Here is an 18,261-nt window from a genome sequence, read left to right as displayed (position 1 = left end):
GGTTTTCTAAAAAAAGTGTATTGTATCGAGCTTACTATTAAATTAAGTCCTATACCTTTGGTAGTGCAGAGAAAAGAGCATGGAGATGCTCAAAGGCTTTACTCCGAAGTTGTAGATGCTATTAAAAAAGGTAATCAAAGGCTTTTAGAGTTGACTTGTGAAAAAGTCGAAGATAAAAAAATTACTGTTCTTGTTAGTGAAATTACAGCTGTTCAGATTTATGAAAAAACAAGTACCGGTACTAGTAAAAGGCCTGGATTCTCACTTCAAGATTAAGTTAAAAAGGAGTATTTGATTTTGGAACCAACTGGGTCTGGCTATTTGGAATTCGAGAAAGTTTCTTTTTCGTGGCCCAATGGAGTCAATGTTATTGATCAATTTTCTTTTTCAATTAAAAAACCTGGTTTGTGGATGTTAGTGGGAGAAAATGGAAGTGGTAAAAGCACCTTGTTTCGCTTAATAAGCGGAGTAATTCGCCCTAAAAGTGGAAAAATTTTCTGTTCTCTTAGACCATCAATGGTTTATCAAAATCCAGACCATCAATTGCTTATGCCAACATGTAAAAGTGAATTAATGCTTAGCGTTCCTCAAACCATTCCTAACAATAAGTTATTTAATTTGATTCAATCCGCTCTTGAGAAAGTGGATTTAGGAGAAATGTTGGACAGACCTATTCATACTTTAAGCGGTGGTCAAAAGCAGCGTTTAGCTCTTGCTGGAGCAATTGTCAGCAATTCAAATTTACTTTTACTGGATGAGCCGACAGCTCTATTGGATCCTCAAAGTCAAAATTCAGTTTTGAAAGTTGTGAAGAAATTGACAACTTCCTCCAATGACCCAATAACTGCAATATGGGTTACTCATCGTTTGGAAGAATTATTTTTTTGTGATGGGGCGGCAATAGTTAAAAATGGAGCTATAAGTAATTGGAATTCTGGTGCAAAAGTGTTCCAAGAATTAAAATCACTTGCCCTTAGGTAGCTGGCAAGGGTAAGTTCTTAGTGTTGTAATCCTCGGTAGCTCAGCGGTAGAGCGATCGGCTGTTAACCGATTGGTCGCAGGTTCGAATCCCGCCCGGGGAGTTTTCTAAGCAAATGCGAATTTGTTTTACCTTGTAAAATAATTTTTTTAGATATTTGACTTTAAAATTTTCTTGATTTGTAAGATAAAAATAAATCCCCAAGTATTTATTTTTAATGTTTTTTCTGAAAGCTTTGAGAATTCCTTAACAATAGCGCCCTAGAATCGGAAGACTTTCTAAAGACAGTTCAAGTTTTTTTCTCCTTTTCAAGCCTGAAAAACAAGTGATAGCATATTGTTTGAACGATTGTTGCATAGAAAAACGAATTTTTCGAATTCTGCAATAAAAACAAAATTTTGAGAGAATCATATGAATCTTTAGTAATCGCTGTCGCGGGTACTTTTAACTTCGTCATTTATTAATGAAGCCTTGCATTTTACTTATTGAAGACGACCAAGACATGAGAGATCTGGTTGCAGGGCATCTTGAGCACACTGGTTTTGATGTCCAAAAAGCTGAGGATGGTATAAAAGGTCAAGCTCTTGCTTTGCAATATGCTCCTGATCTAATTCTTCTTGATTTAATGCTTCCCAAAGTTGATGGATTAACTCTATGTCAACGTTTAAGAAGAGATGAGAGAACAGCTGGTATTCCTATTCTTATGATCACTGCTTTAGGTGGTTTAAAAGACAAAGTCACAGGGTTTAATTCTGGAGCAGATGATTACATCACAAAACCATTTGACCTAGAAGAATTACAAGTCAGGATTAAGGCTTTATTAAGAAGAACTAATCGTGCTCCATTAGGAAGTAATAATCAGCAAGAAATACTCAATTATGGCCCTCTCACACTTGTTCCCGAAAGATTTGAAGCTATATGGTTCGAATCTCCAGTTCGTTTGACTCATTTAGAATTTGAATTGCTCCATTGTTTGATGCAAAGACATGGGCAGACTGTTGCACCTTCATTAATCCTCAAAGAAGTTTGGGGTTATGAACCTGATGATGATATTGAAACAATACGTGTTCATGTAAGACATTTAAGAACAAAGCTTGAACCTGATCCTCGCAAACCAAGATTTATTAAAACTGTTTATGGTGCTGGATATTGCCTGGAATTACCAACTGGGGAAAAAATAAAAGAAGTTCAGCCATTAATAATTCAAGCGAGAGAAGCAAGTTCTGTTAAAGAGAATACTGATGAAAAAGTGATTGCTTAAGTAATCAAGTTTATCTCTAATAAAGTTACTTCCCAAGCAAGTCTAGGTTGTACATAATTCAATAATTGTTTTCTCAAGTCTTCAAGTTTTTTTACTATAGTTGAGTTATTTTTTTTTATCCAAACTCTATTTTGTTCGAAATCAATCAACCATAATTGTTGCTCTATGTTGAGTTCATCAGTGATTTCCTTGGCTAATTTTAGTAATTCAATTTGATTGTTGAATTTGATTTCTAGTTTTTGTCTTAACGAACTTGAGATTCCTAGCCAAAATTGAAGATTTATTAGATAACGTCCAGGAGATCCATGTGAAAAATCTATTAGTTCTTTAATTTTTTCATTAGTAATCTCATCTATTTCTTCAGTAACTTCTAATTTTTGAATAATTTTATTAACGTAATGATCATTTAAACGTATAAATGGTACAACCTGACATCTTGATCTAATAGTTGATAATAATTTCTCTGGTCTTTGAGTTATCAGAATAAATAATCCTGTATTTGTGTCTTCAAGAGTTTTTAATAATGCATTGGATGCAGACTCATTTATTCTCTCAATATCTTCAATTATAACGATGCTTCTTTCTGATTCAAATGGCTTTTTACTTAGGAATTCTATTATCTCTTTTATTTGATTTAGCCTGATTTGTGGTGGCGATTTCATGCTTACACTTTCTGACTTTGCTTTTTTCTGTGAAATGCTTTTACCTTGCACTATATAAGAAGGTTCTATCCATAATAAGTCAGGGTGATTATTACTTTCTATTTTTCTTTTTGTACTTTCCTTGTCAAAATTTTTATCAAGAATAGCATTAATAAAAACTTTTGCAGTTTTTCTTTTCCCAACTCCCTCTGGCCCAGAGAATAAATAAGCTGGAGCAATATGTTGTTTAGAGATGGAAGACATTAAGATTTCAATTGCTAAATCTTGCCCATATATATTTTTAAAACCTTTCATCCTATTTGATTCTTGTTAAGTTCTTTATCGCAGATTGAATCTCGGATAGGATTTCTTCCTTGGTGCTCATAGCAGATATTTTTTTCCATTTATTTTCTTTAGATAAAGCTTTAAAACCGAGAGATACATTTGATAAAAACTCTTTACCTTCTTTTTCAATTCGATCGTCTTTTCTATTAATTCTTCTTTTGATACTTTCTTCAACAGGTATATCTAATAGAAATGTAATATCTGGAGAAACACCCTGAGTGGAAATGGTTTCGAGATTTTTAATTAACTTTATATCTAGCTTTCTTCCATAACCCTGATAAGCAAGTGTGGATCCGCAAAATCTATCACTTATTACCCAATCCCCTTTATTTATAGATGGACGAATAATTTCGTTGACATGTTGTGCTCTATCGGCGGCATATAGTAAAAGCTCTGTAATTGAATCAGGGCTGTTTTCTTTAGAAGTATCTAATAAAAGTGATCTTATGGATTTTCCTAATTGAGTTCCTCCTGGTTCTCTAGTGATCACTAATTGATTATTTTCAGGAATCAGGTCGGTGCCACTAAGCCATTGTGATAATTGATTGATTTGAGTAGTTTTCCCAGAGCCATCAATACCCTCAATAACAATAAATTTTCCTTTCATTTTGACTTTAATGATAGAGCGTTAAAGACCACACTGATTGAGCTCAATGCCATTAGTAACGCCGCCAGGGGAGGTGATAGTAATAAGCCAGAGGATGGTAAAAGTAATCCTGCTGCGATTGGTAAAGCAATTAAGTTGTATCCAAATGCCCATGCAAGATTTTGTTTAATCTTGAGCATTGCTTCTCTTGATAGTTGTAAAGCATTAGGAAGTGCTTCCAAGTTTTCTCCGAGTAAAACAAGATCTGCAGAATCCTGCGCTATTTGAGTTCCTGTTCCTATTGCCACTCCTAAGTCTGCAGAAGCAAGAGCAGGAGCATCATTTATCCCATCACCTACCATCGCAACTAAGCCATTCTTCTTTAAGGCATTTAACTTATTAAGCTTGCCTGAAGGTAACATTTGCCATTCAATTTGTTTTGAGCTAAATCCTAATTTTTTTCCTAAAGATAAAACTGCTGAATCTCTATCACCACTAAACAAACTCAAAGAAAAACCTCTTGAGCGTAATTTGTTGATTGAAAGTAAAGCATCTTTTCTTAATTGATCATCTATTAAGAAAAAACCTAATAATTTGTTCTCTAAAGCAACTGCAACAACTGACTGAGATTTTCTTTTTGAAAGCATCAAATTTTGTTCAATTATCTCATTCCAGTTAACTCCTTCACTCTTTATCCATTCTGGAGTTCCGACTCTAATACATCCTTCTACATTATTAATTTTTCCTGCTAATCCTTTTCCTGCAAATGTAGTTGAAGAATCCACTTTCTCCAATTTAATTTCTTTTTTATTTGCTTCTTGAATAATTGCTTGTGCAAGAGGATGCCGACTCTCTTGTTCTATGCTTGCTGCCAATCTGAGCATCTCATTCCTTTGTGAATCCTTGTGTTCCCAGAAACCAACAATTAAAGGTCTTCCAATGGTCAGTGTCCCTGTTTTATCAAACACTATATGGCTAATCTTGGATGCCATTTCTATGACATCCCCTCCTTTGAAAAGCCAACCCCTTTTTGCCGCTTCCCCTGAGGCAACAGTTATTACTGTTGGGGTGGCAAGACCAAGAGCACATGGACAGGCAACAACTAAAACGGCTATTGATAATTGAAATGAAAGTCCTATTGGTGTTTGAGTTGTGTTTATTAAATGATCATGCAAATGATGGCTTTGCATAAAACCTGTGTTAGATACCTCTAAAACTTTTGGCCAAATTTTTGTACCTATCTTCCACCAAAAAAGAAAAGTAACAAAGGCAAGAGTTGTCACTCCATAGCAGAAAATCCCTGCCACCTTGTCTGCCAAGCCTTGAATTGGAGCTTTTCTTGCTTGGGCTTCTTCAACTAAACTTATGATTTTAGCTATTGCAGTTTCAGATCCTATTTTCTGTACTTCTAAAATTATTGTTGACTCTAAATTTAAGCTACCAGAAGGCAGCTCGATGCCTGGTGATGCCTCCAATGGTAATGATTCACCAGTCAAGCTTGAAATATCTATTGCCGAATTACCCTTTACAACTAATCCATCAACAGGGATTCTGTCTCCTGCTAATAATTGAATTTTTTCTCCTGGCCTTAGCGCACCTATTCTAATTTCACGAATTTCATTGTTTTCTAAAATTAGATTGGCTGTATCTGGTTGCAATTTGGCTAATTCTTTTAATGCTGTTCCTGTGTTTACTCGAGCGCGTTCTTCTAAAAAACGCCCTAATAAAACAAATCCAAGTAGCATTACTGGCTCATTGAAAAAACATGGCCAACCAACTTTTGGCCAAATTAAAGAAGTTATACTTGCTAAGTAGGCACTCGTTACGCCAAGACTTACTAATGTATCCATAGTTGGCGAGAAAACAATCGCTGACTTCAGACCTGCTTTTAGGATTGACCTTCCTGGGCCTAGCAAAGCAAATGTTGCTAGTGCTGCATGAAAAGGTAATGAACCAATAAGGGGTATAGATATTTGTTGCCCCTCAACTAAATGTCCCAAGCCAGACAGGATTAGTAGTGAAGTAGCGATTATTAGTTGACGCCATTTATTCCATAAATTTTGATTTTCGTTTTTTTCTAATTCAATATTATTTGAAATCGTTTGGTAATCTCTTTCCTTTGAAGGAAAACCTTTAGATGAAAGAGTTTGTATTACATCAGTTAAGGAATTATTAAGTTCCTTAAGTTCTATAAAAGCTGTTTTTGTAACTAAATTAACGCTTGCATTATTAATGTTTGGGTGTTTATTCAGTATTTTTTCAACTGCCTGTACACAACTTCCGCATTTCATTCCATCTACATCAAGCAGAATTGTATTTTTGCTTTGGGCAATCTTTTTGTTGCTCAAGGGAATATAAATATTTGATACTTATCTTAAATTTAATAAATAAAAAGCATCTTGCATTCATTTAATAATTTATTAATACATAAAAATTAGTTTCATTATTTCTATTCAATTTTTTCTTTTTCCTTCACGATAGAATATATCTATTAATATTTGTTCAATCGTGCCTCGAAGTCAAAACAAAGACAATTTTCTTGATAAGGCCTTCACGAAGATGGCTGAGGGAATAGTAAAAGTGATGCCAATCGCCTCTAAAGAAAAAGAAGCCTATCTTTATTACAGAAAAGGTTTAGCAGCGCAAAACGATGGAGATTACTCAGAGGCTCTTGAGTATTACGAAGAGAGCTTAAAACTTGAGGATAACCAAGTTGATAGGGGAGAGACTTTGAAAAATATGGCAATAATTTACATGAGTAATGGAGATGAGGAGAGAGCGCTAAATACATATAAAAAAGCTTTGGGACAAAACCCAAAGCAACCATCTTGCTTGAAAAATATGGGATTAATTTATGAAAAAAGAGGCAGAATGGCTCAAAGGAATGGAAATCAGGATGAAGGGGATATCTGGTTTGATCAGGCAGCTGAAGTTTGGAGTAAAGCTGTTCGTTTATACCCAGGTGGCTATTTAGATATAGAGAATTGGCTAAAGACAACAGGAAGAGGAAATGTTGATGTTTATTTATAACTAATAAAATCGTCAATTAAATATTATTCAATGCATAGATTAAAGCTTGATTTATATTAGAGGCTTTTAATATTTTAAATTTTTCATTTGTTTCAAACTCAGTTGTATCTATCCCTTCTGGGATTATTAATGTTTTATATCCAAGTCTTATAACTTCGTTAATTCGTTGTTGCATTTGTCTGACCAATCTTAATTGACCAGCTAAACCTATTTCACCTATAAAAACCACACTCTCTTCAAGTTCAATATCCTTAAAGCTCGAAACTATTGCTGCCGCTATTCCAAGATCAGCGCCGGGCTCTTCCACTTCTAATCCTCCAGCTACTGCTAGATAACAGTCATATCTTGAGAGTGAAAGATTCATATTTTTTTCTAGAACTGCCAAGATTTGATGAAGCCTATTTATCTCAACACCAGTTGTAGTCCTTCGAGGACTTGCATAACTAGTGGGATTTAAAAGTGCTTGTATATCTATAGCTAGTGGTCTTGTTCCCTCGCAAGTAACAATTGTTGAGATTCCAGGCGCAGAAGTTTTGCTTAGAAAGAGTTCGCTTGGATTAGAGACTTCCGATAATCCATCTGCTTGCATTTCAAAGACACCAAGCTCACAAGTTGCACCAAAGCGATTTTTTACCCCTCTGAGAAGTCTGTGAGAGGCAAATCTATCGCCCTCAAAAGTAAGAACTGCATCAACAAGATGCTCAAGAACTTTTGGTCCGGCTAGCATTCCATCCTTAGTAACGTGCCCGATGATCAAAAGAGATATATTTTCTCGTTTAGCAATTTGCTGTAAAGCTGCTGAACATTCTCTAACTTGAGCAACTGAACCAGGTGAGCTTGATAAATTTTGATCATTCAAAGCTTGAATGCTATCAATAACTGCTACTTCAGGTTTTAGATAATCAAGCTCTTTTATTACTAACTCTAGGTCTGTTTCTGCAAGTAAGTGAAGATTGGACTCAGAATTTTCAATTCGATTCCATCTGAGTTTCACTTGTTGAGCAGACTCTTCAGCAGCTACATAAAGGACTGATCTTTGATGAGCAATTTTAGTGGCACTTTGCAAAATGAGAGTGCTTTTCCCAATACCTGGGTCTCCACCAATTAAAACTAGTGATCCAGGTACTAATCCGCCTCCAAGTACCCTGTCTAATTCTTCATATCCACTTGAAATGCGATCAATGATTTGATCTTTTGTCCGACTTATTAGCTCTGAACGATAGGGAGATTTCTCTTTAGGAGAATTAATCTTTGTGTAAATAGATTTATCTGATTTTTGATTAATTTTTTCTTCTATTATTGAATTCCATTCTCCACAATTGTTGCAGCGGCCAAAGAATTGTCTAGTTTGGGCACCGCAACTTTGACAGACATAAATAGAGACAGAACGAGACACTTAGTTGTAAAAAGGAAGTTGGCTGTAGTTGAATGAAGATAGTGATCTTTAATTGTTGGTGAACCTTCACTTAAGATCTTGTGACAGCCGCCAAAGCTAAGGAAGAAATGACGGCCACAAGTCCCTCAAAGGAAACCATCCTCGTAGCTGATGATGAGGCAAGTATTAGGAGGATCCTAGAAACTCGCCTATCTATGATTGGCTATCAAGTTGTTACTGCTTGTGATGGGAATGAGGCACTGGATCTTTTCAGAAATTGTGAGCCTGATTTGGTGGTGCTTGATGTCATGATGCCTAAATTGGATGGATATGGAGTTTGCCAGGAACTAAGAAAAGAATCAGATGTCCCAATTGTCATGCTGACAGCCTTAGGAGATGTTGCAGATAGAATTACTGGCTTAGAGCTTGGTGCTGATGATTATGTTGTTAAACCCTTTAGCCCAAAAGAATTAGAAGCTAGGATTAGATGTGTCTTAAGACGAGTTGAAAAGGAACAAATAGCAGGACTGCCTAATTCAGGTGTGATTGCTGTTATGAATTTAAAGATCGATACAAATAAACGTCAGGTTTATAGAAATGATGAACGAATTAGATTAACAGGCATGGAATTTAGCCTTTTGGAACTTTTGGTTAGTAGATCAGGAGAACCTTTTAGTCGAGGTGAGATTCTTAAAGAAGTTTGGGGATATACCCCTGAAAGACATGTTGATACGAGAGTAGTAGATGTCCATATTTCCAGACTTAGATCAAAACTTGAAGATGATCCTGCTAACCCGGAACTAATTCTTACTGCAAGAGGAACAGGTTACCTTTTTCAAAGAATTGTTGATTCTATGATTCCGGAAGGAACATAAATTAGTGGAAAAAAATCACCAAACTAATAAATCAAATCGTTCTAAGGCAATTAGACGATTAGTAATTTGGTATCGTCGAAACTCAGCTGTTACTAGTCTTGTTGACACAGCAACAAGTTCAGCTACAGCAGCTAGTAATGTTGCTGGAACAGTAGTTTCTAATGCTGGTTCTGTTGTTACAAGTGCTGGATCAATAGCCAGGAGTACATTAGAACCATTTGTATTTGATCCTCTTAGGAGACTGCAAGTTGGAGATAATACAGATGATAAAAATGGAATTCAAGATTCCGAAAGGATTTGGGTGGCTGTAGATGGGATGGGAGGAGATCTTGCACCTGGAGCGATTCTTGATGGTTGTTTGAAATCTTTGTCATTGCTTCCATTAAAAATTAAATTTGTAGGTGAAATTGAGAAAGTAGAGAAAGCAGCAATTGAATTTGGCTTAGAAGAAGCTCTAGAGAAAGCTATGGAAAATGGAAATTTCGAATTAATTCCCAGTGGTCTTTCAGTTGGTATGGATGAAGAGGCCACGGCAGTGCGAAAAAAAAAGGATGCGAGCATAAATATTGCAATGAAATTGGTTAAAGAAGGAAAAGCTAAGGGTGTTTATTCAGCTGGAAACTCTGGAGCAATGATGGCATCAGCGATTTTCAAGTTGGGACGTTTAAAAGGTATTGATCGTCCAGCAATCGGAGCATTATTTCCAACGAAGGATCCTGGTCAACCAGTATTGGTTTTAGATGTTGGAGCAAATATGGATTGTAAACCAACTTATTTGCATCAATTTGCTCTTCTAGGAAATATCTATTGTCGAGATGTATTGCAGGTGAAAAAGCCAAGAATAGGATTATTAAATATTGGCGAAGAATCTTGTAAGGGGAATGATCTTTCTCTAGCAACTTACAAGCTTTTAAATGATGAAGAACGTTTTTGCTTTTCTGGTAATTGTGAAGGAAGAGATGTTTTATCAGGTGATTTTGATGTTGTGGTTTGTGATGGATTTACGGGAAACGTTTTGCTGAAATTTTTAGAGTCAGTAGGCAGTGTTCTTTTGGGAGTTTTGCGGGCTGAGTTGCCAAGAGGAAGAAGAGGCAAAGTTGGTTCTGCTTTTTTAAGAAATAATTTGAAACGTATAAAGAAACGTTTAGATCATGCTGAACATGGTGGGGCTTTACTTCTAGGAATTAATGGAATTTGTGTTATTGGTCATGGTGGAAGTAAAGCTTTATCTGTATTAAGTGCTTTAAGAGTTGTTCATTCTGCTGCAAGTCATGGAGTAATGGATGATTTAGCGGATCTAAACAAACCAGATGTCTTACAGGTCTGATTGGAACTGTCCTACCATGTGATTGACTTATGAAATGAAGTTTTTTTTTAGATTTGATTAGCAATTCTCAATGTGACTCTGGAATATCTTTTGTGGGGTGCGGTAGCGCTACTCCTCAAAAGATAATTAATAATGATCAACTTGGTCAGAGGGTAGATACTAATAATGAATGGATTCAAAGTAGAACTGGAATTAGCGAAAGAAGGGTTATTGGAGATAATGAATCTTTGATTGATTTGGCAACAGATGCAGCTCTGAATGCTGTAAAAATGGCTAATTGGGATGTGAAAACCATTGATTTAATAATTCTTGCAACATCTACTCCAGAAGATTTATTTGGCTCTGCGCCTAAAATCCAATCAAACTTGGAAGCTTCAAATGCAGTAGCTTTTGATTTGACTGCAGCTTGTAGTGGTTTTTTATTTGCTTTGGTAACTGCATCACAATATTTAATTTCTGGTTCTATGAAAAGAGCTGTTGTGATTGGGGCAGATCAATTATCAAAATGGGTTGATTGGGATGATAGAAAGACTTGTGTTTTATTTGGTGACGGAGCAGGAGCAGTAGCTATTGAGACTAGTGGTGAAAAAAATGGTTTAATTGGATACGATATGAAGTCTGATGGCAGTAGAGGAGAATGCTTAAATCTCACTCAGGCAAATACTTTTTTAGATTTAGTTCAAGGAGCAACCCATCAAAAAGGGGAATATCTGCCAATCAAAATGGAGGGGAAGGAGGTTTATAAGTTTGCAGTTAAAGAAGTTCCAATCATTCTTGGAGAACTTTTAGATAAATATAAAATTGACTCTGAAAGTATAGATTGGCTCCTATTACATCAGGCTAATCAAAGAATTCTTGATGCTGTAGCTTCAAGATTTTCAATACCATCAGAAAAAGTGCTTTCAAATTTGAAACACTATGGAAATACCTCTGCAGCAACAATCCCATTAATGCTTGATGAAGCAGTTAGAGGTCAAAGAATCAAATCAGGAGATTTAGTAGCCTGTAGTGGATTTGGTGCTGGCTTGAGTTGGGGAGCCGCTTTGTTTTATTGGCATGGTCCCTATTAGGCTGTTAAACAATTAATTAATAAAATCATGTCTATTGCCTGGGTCTTTCCTGGACAAGGTTCTCAAAAAATAGGGATGGCAAATTCGTTGTTAGATTTGCCTGGATCGAGAGAAAGATTTGAATTGGCTTCTCAGATTCTTGGAAGAGATCTGTGGAAAATCTGTTGTGGCGAAGATATTCCTAACGAAGAAATATGTGATTTAAACGATACTAGAAACACTCAACCTGCACTGTTTGTGGTTGAGTCACTATTGGTTGATGATTTAAAGAGACAAGAAAGGGAGACCCAAATCATTGCAGGACATAGTCTCGGAGAAATAGTTGGTCTTTATTCAGCAAATGTTGTAGATGCTAAGACAGCGTTGTTGCTATTAAAGAAAAGATCTGAATTAATGGCAGCTGCTGGAGGAGGAGCAATGATTGCAGTTTTGGGCTTTAATCGAAATGAATTAGATGCGTTGATTAGACAAACTGAGGGAGCTGCAATAGCCAATGACAATAGTGAATCTCAAGTTGTTTTATCTGGTTCACCTGATGCAGTTAGGAAAGTGGCTGATAATTTAAAATGTAAAAGGGCAATTCCTTTACAAGTTTCAGGGGCTTTTCACTCCATATTTATGACTGAAGCATCTAAAAGCTTTGCTGAAGAACTTGATCAATTAATTTTTAAAGATGCTCAAGTTCCAATCCTTAGCAATGTTGATCCAACTCCAACTGTAAATGGTGAAATATTGAAGGAGCGCTTAAAAAAACAAATGACTACTGGGGTTAGATGGAGAGAAACTATGAATGTCATGCAAAATGAAGGAATAACAACAATGGTTGAGATTGGTCCTGGAAATGTACTTAGCGGTCTTGCTAAACGATCAATGAAAGGGGTTCTGATTAGTCAAATCTCAAACGCAAGTGATTTAGGTTATTGATTTTGGAACAATTAAGAGTTAATGAGGGAGTTGAAGCAATCAATACAGATAGGCCTCGACAGAGTTTTGTTTATGGCTGCGTCAGTTATCTATTTGTGTTCCCAATTTTTCGTTTCTTGTTTAGAGGCCAAACAATAGGCATTTCGAATTTACCCAAGACTGGTGGAGTTGTAGTTGTCTCTAATCATGGTTCTCATCTGGATCCTCCGATTTTGGGTCATGCTTTGGGCAGACCAGTAGCTTTTATGGCAAAGTCTGAACTTTTCAGGGTCCCTATCTTGGCATCTATAATTTCTGCCTGCGGTGCCTATCCAGTTAAGAGGGGAGCTGGAGATCGAGAGGCGTTAAGAACTGCCTCTAATCGATTAAATGAAGGATGGGCGACCGGCGTATTTTTGGATGGAACCAGACAAGAAAATGGAAGAGTTAATGATCCCAAAGCAGGTGCTGCTCTCCTGGCAGGAAGGACAGGTTGCCCTATCCTTCCTGTGGCAATAGTTAACAGTCACAGAGCTTTTCCAAAAGGATCTATTCTTCCTCGATTTGTATCTATTCATTTGAGAGTTGGTGAATTAATTCAACCCCCTAAAACACGTAAAAGAGAAGATTTAACGTCAACAACTAAAGAAATTCAAATATCTATAAATTCAATGCTTGATAAAGGGCAAATCAAGAACATCTGAAATCAAGCTCTCTCAAATTAGAATATTGGAAATTATAAATTTTTATTTTTATTATCTATTGGTGATGTTGGATAAATTGGCAATGTTTTTCCCCAATGAGAACTAAAGTTTGAATTTTGACAATATTGAGAAAAATGTAAAAGTGAAATAATATCTTTTTCTATATTATTAGAAGCCTTTATTGAAGGATTTATTTCTTCTTCATTGCTTATTAATTTTGGGGAAATGATCTCACTAAATTCATGGAAATTAGATTCTTTGTGAATTTTAATTAGTTGATATTTACCAGCTATAAATCCTCGACGCGGCAAAAAATCTTTTATCCAAAATGGATTTAGTATTTGATTTTGGTCAAGATTTTTGTAAAGTCTTGGAGCCATCAAATGAAAGGAACTAATCGAATCTAATGAACAATTAATTTGCTGAGAAATTGTTCTAGCCATTGAGATGGTTAATCTTGTGCTTGTAAAACTTCCAGGACCTTTTGCTACTGAGATTCGAATTATTTGCTTCCAAAATTTCCTAGGTAGAATTTTTTCTATACAAATAAATAATTTGTTGGATAATGAGCGGCCGATATTAAATACTTCGCTTTTTATTATTTTGTCTGGATGTTCAATATCTTTAATAGCAATTCCGAAGGATTCTGAACAGCTGTGTAAGGCTAATAAATATTTTGATTTTGAGTTATGGAAATTTTGCAATGAATTGATTATAGTTTTTACTTTGGAATTTCTTCTCCAGGACGAAGCCTGCTCCATTTACCTTTATCTAGTTGAAAACTATCACAACCTCTTACATCCCATTCTATACCTGTCTCCCCCTCAGCTATATCGGAAATGTTGATATGTATTTTTGGATTAATACCTTGAAAATCTGGATTTTTGGACAAGTGCTTCACGCCGTGATTTTCTTCAACTGTGAAGTAGGTCTTGCATCTATCTACCCAAGTACAATCAACACAGATGCACATAACTATTCAAGTGAAATCTAGGTGTCATTTTGATAAGTAAGAACACATTACTATCAAATGATCTTTTTGGAGATTTAAATCCAAAAGATTGGCCAATATCTTTGGCTGATTTACCTCCTGGGAGTGCTTTAGTCGGGGGTTCTGTAAGAGATGGATTGTTGAACAAGTTGGGTCAAAAACCTGATTTAGATTTTGTAATACCAATAGAAGCTATTAAATTCAGCAAAAACTTATCTAAAAAAATTAATGCCACTTTTATAAAGCTTGATGAAAAGAGAGATATTGCTCGATTAGTTATTAATGGATGGACTCTTGATTTTGCTCGACAAGTTGGCAAGAATCTTAAAGATGATTTATTAAGACGTGATTTTAGAATTAATGCAATTGCTTTAAAGCTTAGTGAAAAGCCAGAGATCTTTGATCCAATTGGAGGAATGGATGATTTGAAAAATAAGAAAATTGTTGCAATAAGTGAAAAGAACTTAATTGATGACCCTTTGAGAATTCTTAGAGGTTTTCGATTAATGTGTGAATTAGGCTTTGAATTAGAGAAAAAAACTAAAATATTTCTAAAAAATAATGTCGATAAATTAAGTAATGTTGCACCTGAAAGGATAAAGATGGAGATTTTAAAAATAGCCCATTCAAGCTGGACTTCTTCAGTTTGGCAAACTTATTTAGAACTTCAATTATTGAAAAAATGGAATGAAGATAATCTTCCTAATCTTGAACTCAAAAGAAAAGATATTATTTCCAGAAATTTAATAGCTGGAGGCTTTTTAGCAAAGTTAATATGTTTGCTTAGTGATGAGGGTTTGACAAGTTTGACGTTTAGTAAAAATGAAATTAAAAGATGTAAGAACTTGAGATTTTGGGTTCATAAAATTAATAAGTTAGGTTTAGATAATTTTTCGGAGGATGAAAGGTTCCAACTCCACGTTGATTTGGAAGAGGATTTGCCATCTTTAATCCTTTTTTTGAAAGATAGATATGTAAACGTTTGGTTGAAGCGCTGGGAAGACCCTTCTGATCCCCTCTTTCACCCTTCTTCCCCCTTGAGCGGCCATTCGCTTCAAAAAGCCTTGAAAATCCACCCTGGCCCCTTCTTGGGGGAGCTTATGAGACATTTGTCTAAGGAAAAAGCTTATAGAAGATTCTTCACAAACCACGAAGCTTTGGAGGTCGCTCGTAAATGGACCCTAGAGAATTCACCCTTTTTGTGATTAACTACACACAAATCAAATTAATCTCGGCCGTATGCCGTCTTCTACTTATCCCCTTTTTTCTAAATGAGTGTTCGCCTTTACATCGGTAATTTGCCGCAGAATGTCAATGTTAAAGAACTTGAAGCCCTTCTAACATCTATAGGAGATGGCATCAAATTTAAAGCTGTTTTCGATAGAGATACCAGGGCTTGTAGGGGATTTGGTTTCGCTAATATCAAAGATGAGAATATTGCTAATGAACTTATTGAAAAATTAAATGGTCATGAATTCAATGGAAATAAGCTGAGGGTTGAACGTTCTGAGCGTAAAGATTCAAATTCTGGTAACTCTAGAAGAGGAGCAAATTCAAACAATGGGAATAAAGGCTCTAATCGTAAAGATGTTAAGAAAGTTGTACATAGTGATGCCCCAATTAAAGAAGCTCCAGATCCAAGATGGGCTGGAGAACTATCAAAATTGAAGGATCTTCTAGCTAATCAAAAAACTCCTGTTTAAACATTCAATTAAATAAGTGTTCCAAGTTTATATTTTTCATCGTTGATAGTTATCAGATAAGAGATGGGTAGGTTCACAGCTTTAACCCATCCTTTTACATAAGCACGATTATTGAAGACGTCATAATCTAATTCTTCAATCGATTTTAGTATTCCGCTATACAACCTTAATGATGTCCATATTGGCCATCTTGCATCTATCGAGAGCCATTTTATTCCTTCTTCAGATTTTTTGAACCAATCTCTTGCTCTGGTTAATTGAAAAGCCATTAAGGCTTTCCAGTTCTCATTGATTTTTCCCAGCATTAGATCTTCTTCGGAGTAATTGAATTTTTTTAGATCCTCTAAAGGTAAATAAATGCGTCCTCTCCCTCTATCTTCGCCAACGTCTCTAAGAATATTTGTTAATTGATTCGCAATTCCAAGAGCAATAGCAGCTTTTGAAGTATCAGGAGATGGCTTTTTTGGATTAGACGTATAGGCAGCATCAATTCCTATTACACCTTGAGTCATCAATCCAACTGTTCCAGCGACTCGGTAACAATAGAGTTCCAGTTCTTCAAATGTTTTATATCTGGCTGTATCTAAATCCATTCTCTGACCTTCAATCATATCGATATAGGGCTTAATAGACTGAGGAAATTTTTGAAGAGTATCCGCTAAGACTGCATCAAGGTCATCTTCAGTATTACCAGCAAAAACTTTTTTTGTTTTGTCTTCCCATTTATTTAGTCGATCTGATAACTCATTTCTAGATTTTTGTTGAGCTTCAGTGCTATCCATAAGCTCATCTGTTCTACGGCACCAAACATAAATAGCCCAGATTGCCCTGCGTTTAGCAGGGGGAAGCAACATGGTACCAAGGTAGAAGGTCTTGGCCCATTTTGCAGTTTCTTTTCTGCAAGCCTCGTAGGCATCTTCTAGATTTAAAGAAGGCTGCGCCAAAATTAAAAGTTTGTAAGTTTTTTAGTTTGCATTAATCTGTTGAATTGCAATTTAAAAAAAATTGCTGTTTATACATTAAGACTAATAAGAACCCTATGTCAGTTGAGATTGAATCTTTTCTGCACATAGCTTTCCACTTAACACCGCACCTTCCATGGAAGCGAGATATTTTTGCATTGTGTAATCACCCGTTAAGAAAAAGTTGCTTATTGGGGTCTTTTGATCAGGCCTTAAATCTTGGCATCCAGGAACAGCTTTATATACCGATTGTGGGGTTTTTATTACTTTGTATTTTCTCAATTTAGCTTGATTTTCCCCTGAAAAATGAATAGGGAAAAGTTTAGCCAATTCTTTCATGGTTGCATCAATGATCTCCTCATCTTTTCGACTGATCCAGTCTTTTGCAGGAGCAAAAACCAATTCAAGCATTGAACGATTTGGATCTTCATATTCTTTACAAGTTATGCTCATGTCTGCATAGACACTTAGGAGTGGAGATCTACTAAATAAAAGGTGGTCAATATTTGTAAGTTTTCGATCGAACCAGAGATGAATATTGATAACTGGAACTCCTTTAAGACCTTCAAGTTTTCTGAAAATATCTTTAGAGGCCCATTCGTTAGGCAAAATTGTTTTGAAAATATCCACGGGCATTGCGCTGACGTAAGCGTCAGCTTCAATTTCTTTCCCATGAGATTCTTTAGCGCTACCTATTAAGAAATTTTCAACACAGCCATCTTCTTTTAAATTGATTTTCTTAAGGGGGCTATTCAAAAATACGTCACCTCCTGAAGCTCTTATATGATCAACAATTGGTTGACAAAGTCTTTCTGGTGGTGCGCCATCAAGGAATGCCATTTTTGATCCGTTTTTTTCTTGTAAGAAGCGATTCAATGCAGTTAACAATACTGTTGAGGATATTTCATCAGGACCTATGAAGTTAAGGGCCTTGCTCATTGCGATAAAAACTTCATCATTTACTCTTTCAGGAATATTTTGTTTTTTCAGCCATTCGGTCCAAGAGTACTTATCACAATCTTCTACATAATTTTGGCCGCGCAACATAGCAGGTATTAGCCCTAGTCCAAATGAAATTTTTTCTGGCCAGCTGAGCATGTCATTGTTGCTTAAAATTGCGGCAACTCCATTTATTGGAGCAGGTAAATCAGGAAAATCGAAACGGCTATATGTTCCAGGTTCTTCGGGTTGGTTGAAAATCATTGAATGACTTTTCCATTGCAGACGATCTTCAATGTCTAATTCTTTGAAAAGCTGAAGCATATTTGGATATGCCCCAAAAAATATATGTAATCCAGTTTCATACCAATCTCCATCCTCATCTTTCCAAGCAGCTACTTTCCCACCAAGTACGTTTCTTGCCTCATAAACGAATGGAGTATGACCTGCATCCGCTAAGTATTTTGCACATGAGAGTCCTGCTAATCCGGCTCCAGCAATTGCTACCCGCATACTTAAATAAAAGAGTATTTAACAACTTTAGTGAGTAAGACCACCCAACAAGAGGTA

The 18,261-nt window shown here is 35.9% G+C and carries 19 protein-coding genes and 1 tRNA gene; 12 read left to right on the top strand and 8 right to left on the bottom strand.

What is annotated here, in order from left to right:
* The first annotated feature begins 15 nt into the window (after positions 1-15).
* The 4 genes from SIB75_RS10215 to SIB75_RS10200 all read left to right on the top strand — a co-directional run bounded on the left by SIB75_RS10215 (position 16) and on the right by SIB75_RS10200 (position 2,240).
* Positions 16-276, top strand: coding sequence for a hypothetical protein (locus tag SIB75_RS10215; protein ID WP_413683223.1), 261 nt, complete (start codon positions 16-18; stop codon positions 274-276).
* Between the two features lie 21 nt (positions 277-297).
* On the top strand, positions 298-981 hold the full coding sequence (locus tag SIB75_RS10210; protein ID WP_413683222.1) for an ABC transporter ATP-binding protein: 684 nt from the start codon (positions 298-300) through the stop codon (positions 979-981).
* A 29-nt stretch (positions 982-1,010) separates the two neighbouring features.
* A tRNA-Asn gene (locus tag SIB75_RS10205) sits at positions 1,011-1,082 on the top strand.
* A gap of 360 nt (positions 1,083-1,442) precedes the next feature.
* Positions 1,443-2,240: a response regulator transcription factor gene (locus tag SIB75_RS10200; protein ID WP_413683221.1), complete on the top strand. Its 798-nt coding sequence runs from the start codon at positions 1,443-1,445 to the stop codon at positions 2,238-2,240.
* Here the strand turns inward: SIB75_RS10200 and SIB75_RS10195 are convergent.
* From SIB75_RS10195 to SIB75_RS10185, 3 genes are read right to left on the bottom strand one after another with little or no spacing between them, the layout of a single operon-like run.
* Positions 2,237-3,145, bottom strand: coding sequence for a DNA polymerase III subunit delta' (locus SIB75_RS10195; protein WP_413683220.1), 909 nt, complete (start codon positions 3,143-3,145; stop codon positions 2,237-2,239). The two genes, SIB75_RS10200 and SIB75_RS10195, sit on opposite strands and share 4 nt — an antisense overlap.
* A 52-nt stretch (positions 3,146-3,197) precedes the next feature.
* Complete coding sequence (tmk, locus tag SIB75_RS10190) at positions 3,198-3,833, bottom strand: dTMP kinase (protein ID WP_413683219.1); 636 nt, start codon at positions 3,831-3,833, stop codon at positions 3,198-3,200.
* On the bottom strand, positions 3,830-6,160 hold the full coding sequence (locus tag SIB75_RS10185) for a heavy metal translocating P-type ATPase (RefSeq protein ID WP_413683218.1): 2,331 nt from the start codon (positions 6,158-6,160) through the stop codon (positions 3,830-3,832). Before SIB75_RS10185 ends, tmk begins: the two co-directional genes overlap by 4 nt.
* A 160-nt stretch (positions 6,161-6,320) precedes the next feature.
* Between SIB75_RS10185 and SIB75_RS10180 the strand changes: the two genes are divergently transcribed.
* Positions 6,321-6,842 carry a photosystem I assembly protein Ycf3 gene (locus SIB75_RS10180; protein WP_158465957.1) on the top strand — a complete coding sequence of 174 codons (522 nt, stop codon included), beginning with the start codon at positions 6,321-6,323 and terminating at the stop codon, positions 6,840-6,842.
* Between the two features lie 16 nt (positions 6,843-6,858).
* On the opposite strand, the gene radA is transcribed toward SIB75_RS10180, so the two are convergent.
* Positions 6,859-8,238, bottom strand: a complete 1,380-nt coding sequence (gene radA / locus SIB75_RS10175; RefSeq protein ID WP_413683217.1) for a DNA repair protein RadA — start codon at positions 8,236-8,238, stop codon at positions 6,859-6,861.
* Positions 8,239-8,345: 107 nt separating this feature from the next.
* Here radA and rpaB point away from each other — a divergent pair, with 107 nt between their 5' ends.
* The 5 genes from rpaB to SIB75_RS10150 are packed head-to-tail and all read left to right on the top strand — an operon-like array spanning position 8,346 to position 13,096.
* Positions 8,346-9,092 (top strand): response regulator transcription factor RpaB, encoded by a 747-nt coding sequence (gene rpaB, locus SIB75_RS10170; RefSeq protein WP_413684861.1) that lies wholly within the window; start codon positions 8,346-8,348, stop codon positions 9,090-9,092.
* A 4-nt stretch (positions 9,093-9,096) separates the two neighbouring features.
* Positions 9,097-10,419, top strand: coding sequence for a phosphate acyltransferase PlsX (gene plsX, locus SIB75_RS10165; RefSeq protein ID WP_413683216.1), 1,323 nt, complete (start codon positions 9,097-9,099; stop codon positions 10,417-10,419).
* Between the two features lie 53 nt (positions 10,420-10,472).
* Positions 10,473-11,489 (top strand): beta-ketoacyl-ACP synthase III, encoded by a 1,017-nt coding sequence (locus SIB75_RS10160; protein ID WP_413683215.1) that lies wholly within the window; start codon positions 10,473-10,475, stop codon positions 11,487-11,489.
* Between the two features lie 27 nt (positions 11,490-11,516).
* The gene (gene fabD, locus SIB75_RS10155) at positions 11,517-12,413 is read left to right on the top strand and encodes an ACP S-malonyltransferase (protein WP_413683214.1); all 897 of its coding nucleotides are present in this window, start codon (positions 11,517-11,519) and stop codon (positions 12,411-12,413) included.
* A gap of 2 nt (positions 12,414-12,415) precedes the next feature.
* Complete coding sequence (locus SIB75_RS10150) at positions 12,416-13,096, top strand: lysophospholipid acyltransferase family protein (protein WP_413683213.1); 681 nt, start codon at positions 12,416-12,418, stop codon at positions 13,094-13,096.
* Between the two features lie 32 nt (positions 13,097-13,128).
* Here the strand turns inward: SIB75_RS10150 and tsaB are convergent, their stop codons facing one another.
* Both tsaB and SIB75_RS10140 read right to left on the bottom strand, forming a co-directional pair.
* Positions 13,129-13,857, bottom strand: coding sequence for a tRNA (adenosine(37)-N6)-threonylcarbamoyltransferase complex dimerization subunit type 1 TsaB (tsaB, locus tag SIB75_RS10145; RefSeq protein ID WP_413683212.1), 729 nt, complete (start codon positions 13,855-13,857; stop codon positions 13,129-13,131).
* Positions 13,818-14,069 (bottom strand): Ycf34 family protein, encoded by a 252-nt coding sequence (locus SIB75_RS10140; protein WP_413683211.1) that lies wholly within the window; start codon positions 14,067-14,069, stop codon positions 13,818-13,820. Before SIB75_RS10140 ends, tsaB begins: the two co-directional genes overlap by 40 nt.
* A 29-nt stretch (positions 14,070-14,098) precedes the next feature.
* Here SIB75_RS10140 and SIB75_RS10135 point away from each other — a divergent pair, with 29 nt between their 5' ends.
* Together SIB75_RS10135 and SIB75_RS10130 are read left to right on the top strand one after the other, a co-directional pair.
* Complete coding sequence (locus SIB75_RS10135; RefSeq protein WP_413683210.1) at positions 14,099-15,292, top strand: CCA tRNA nucleotidyltransferase; 1,194 nt, start codon at positions 14,099-14,101, stop codon at positions 15,290-15,292.
* 66 nt (positions 15,293-15,358) lie between these two features.
* Positions 15,359-15,790, top strand: a complete 432-nt coding sequence (locus tag SIB75_RS10130) for an RNA recognition motif domain-containing protein (protein WP_413683208.1) — start codon at positions 15,359-15,361, stop codon at positions 15,788-15,790.
* Between the two features lie 8 nt (positions 15,791-15,798).
* Here SIB75_RS10130 and SIB75_RS10125 read toward each other — a convergent pair whose 3' ends face one another.
* Entirely contained in the window at positions 15,799-16,734 is a 936-nt protein-coding gene (locus SIB75_RS10125; RefSeq protein WP_413683207.1) for a phytoene synthase, read from the bottom strand.
* Between the two features lie 93 nt (positions 16,735-16,827).
* Positions 16,828-18,204, bottom strand: coding sequence for a 15-cis-phytoene desaturase (pds, locus tag SIB75_RS10120; RefSeq protein ID WP_413683205.1), 1,377 nt, complete (start codon positions 18,202-18,204; stop codon positions 16,828-16,830).
* Positions 18,205-18,261 lie beyond the last annotated feature (57 nt).

The organism is Prochlorococcus sp. MIT 1011 (assembly GCF_047305235.1).
Taxonomy (GTDB): domain Bacteria; phylum Cyanobacteriota; class Cyanobacteriia; order PCC-6307; family Cyanobiaceae; genus Prochlorococcus_B.
Note: the sequence above shows the minus strand (reverse complement) of the source record. Positions and strands in the feature narration are given on the sequence as shown.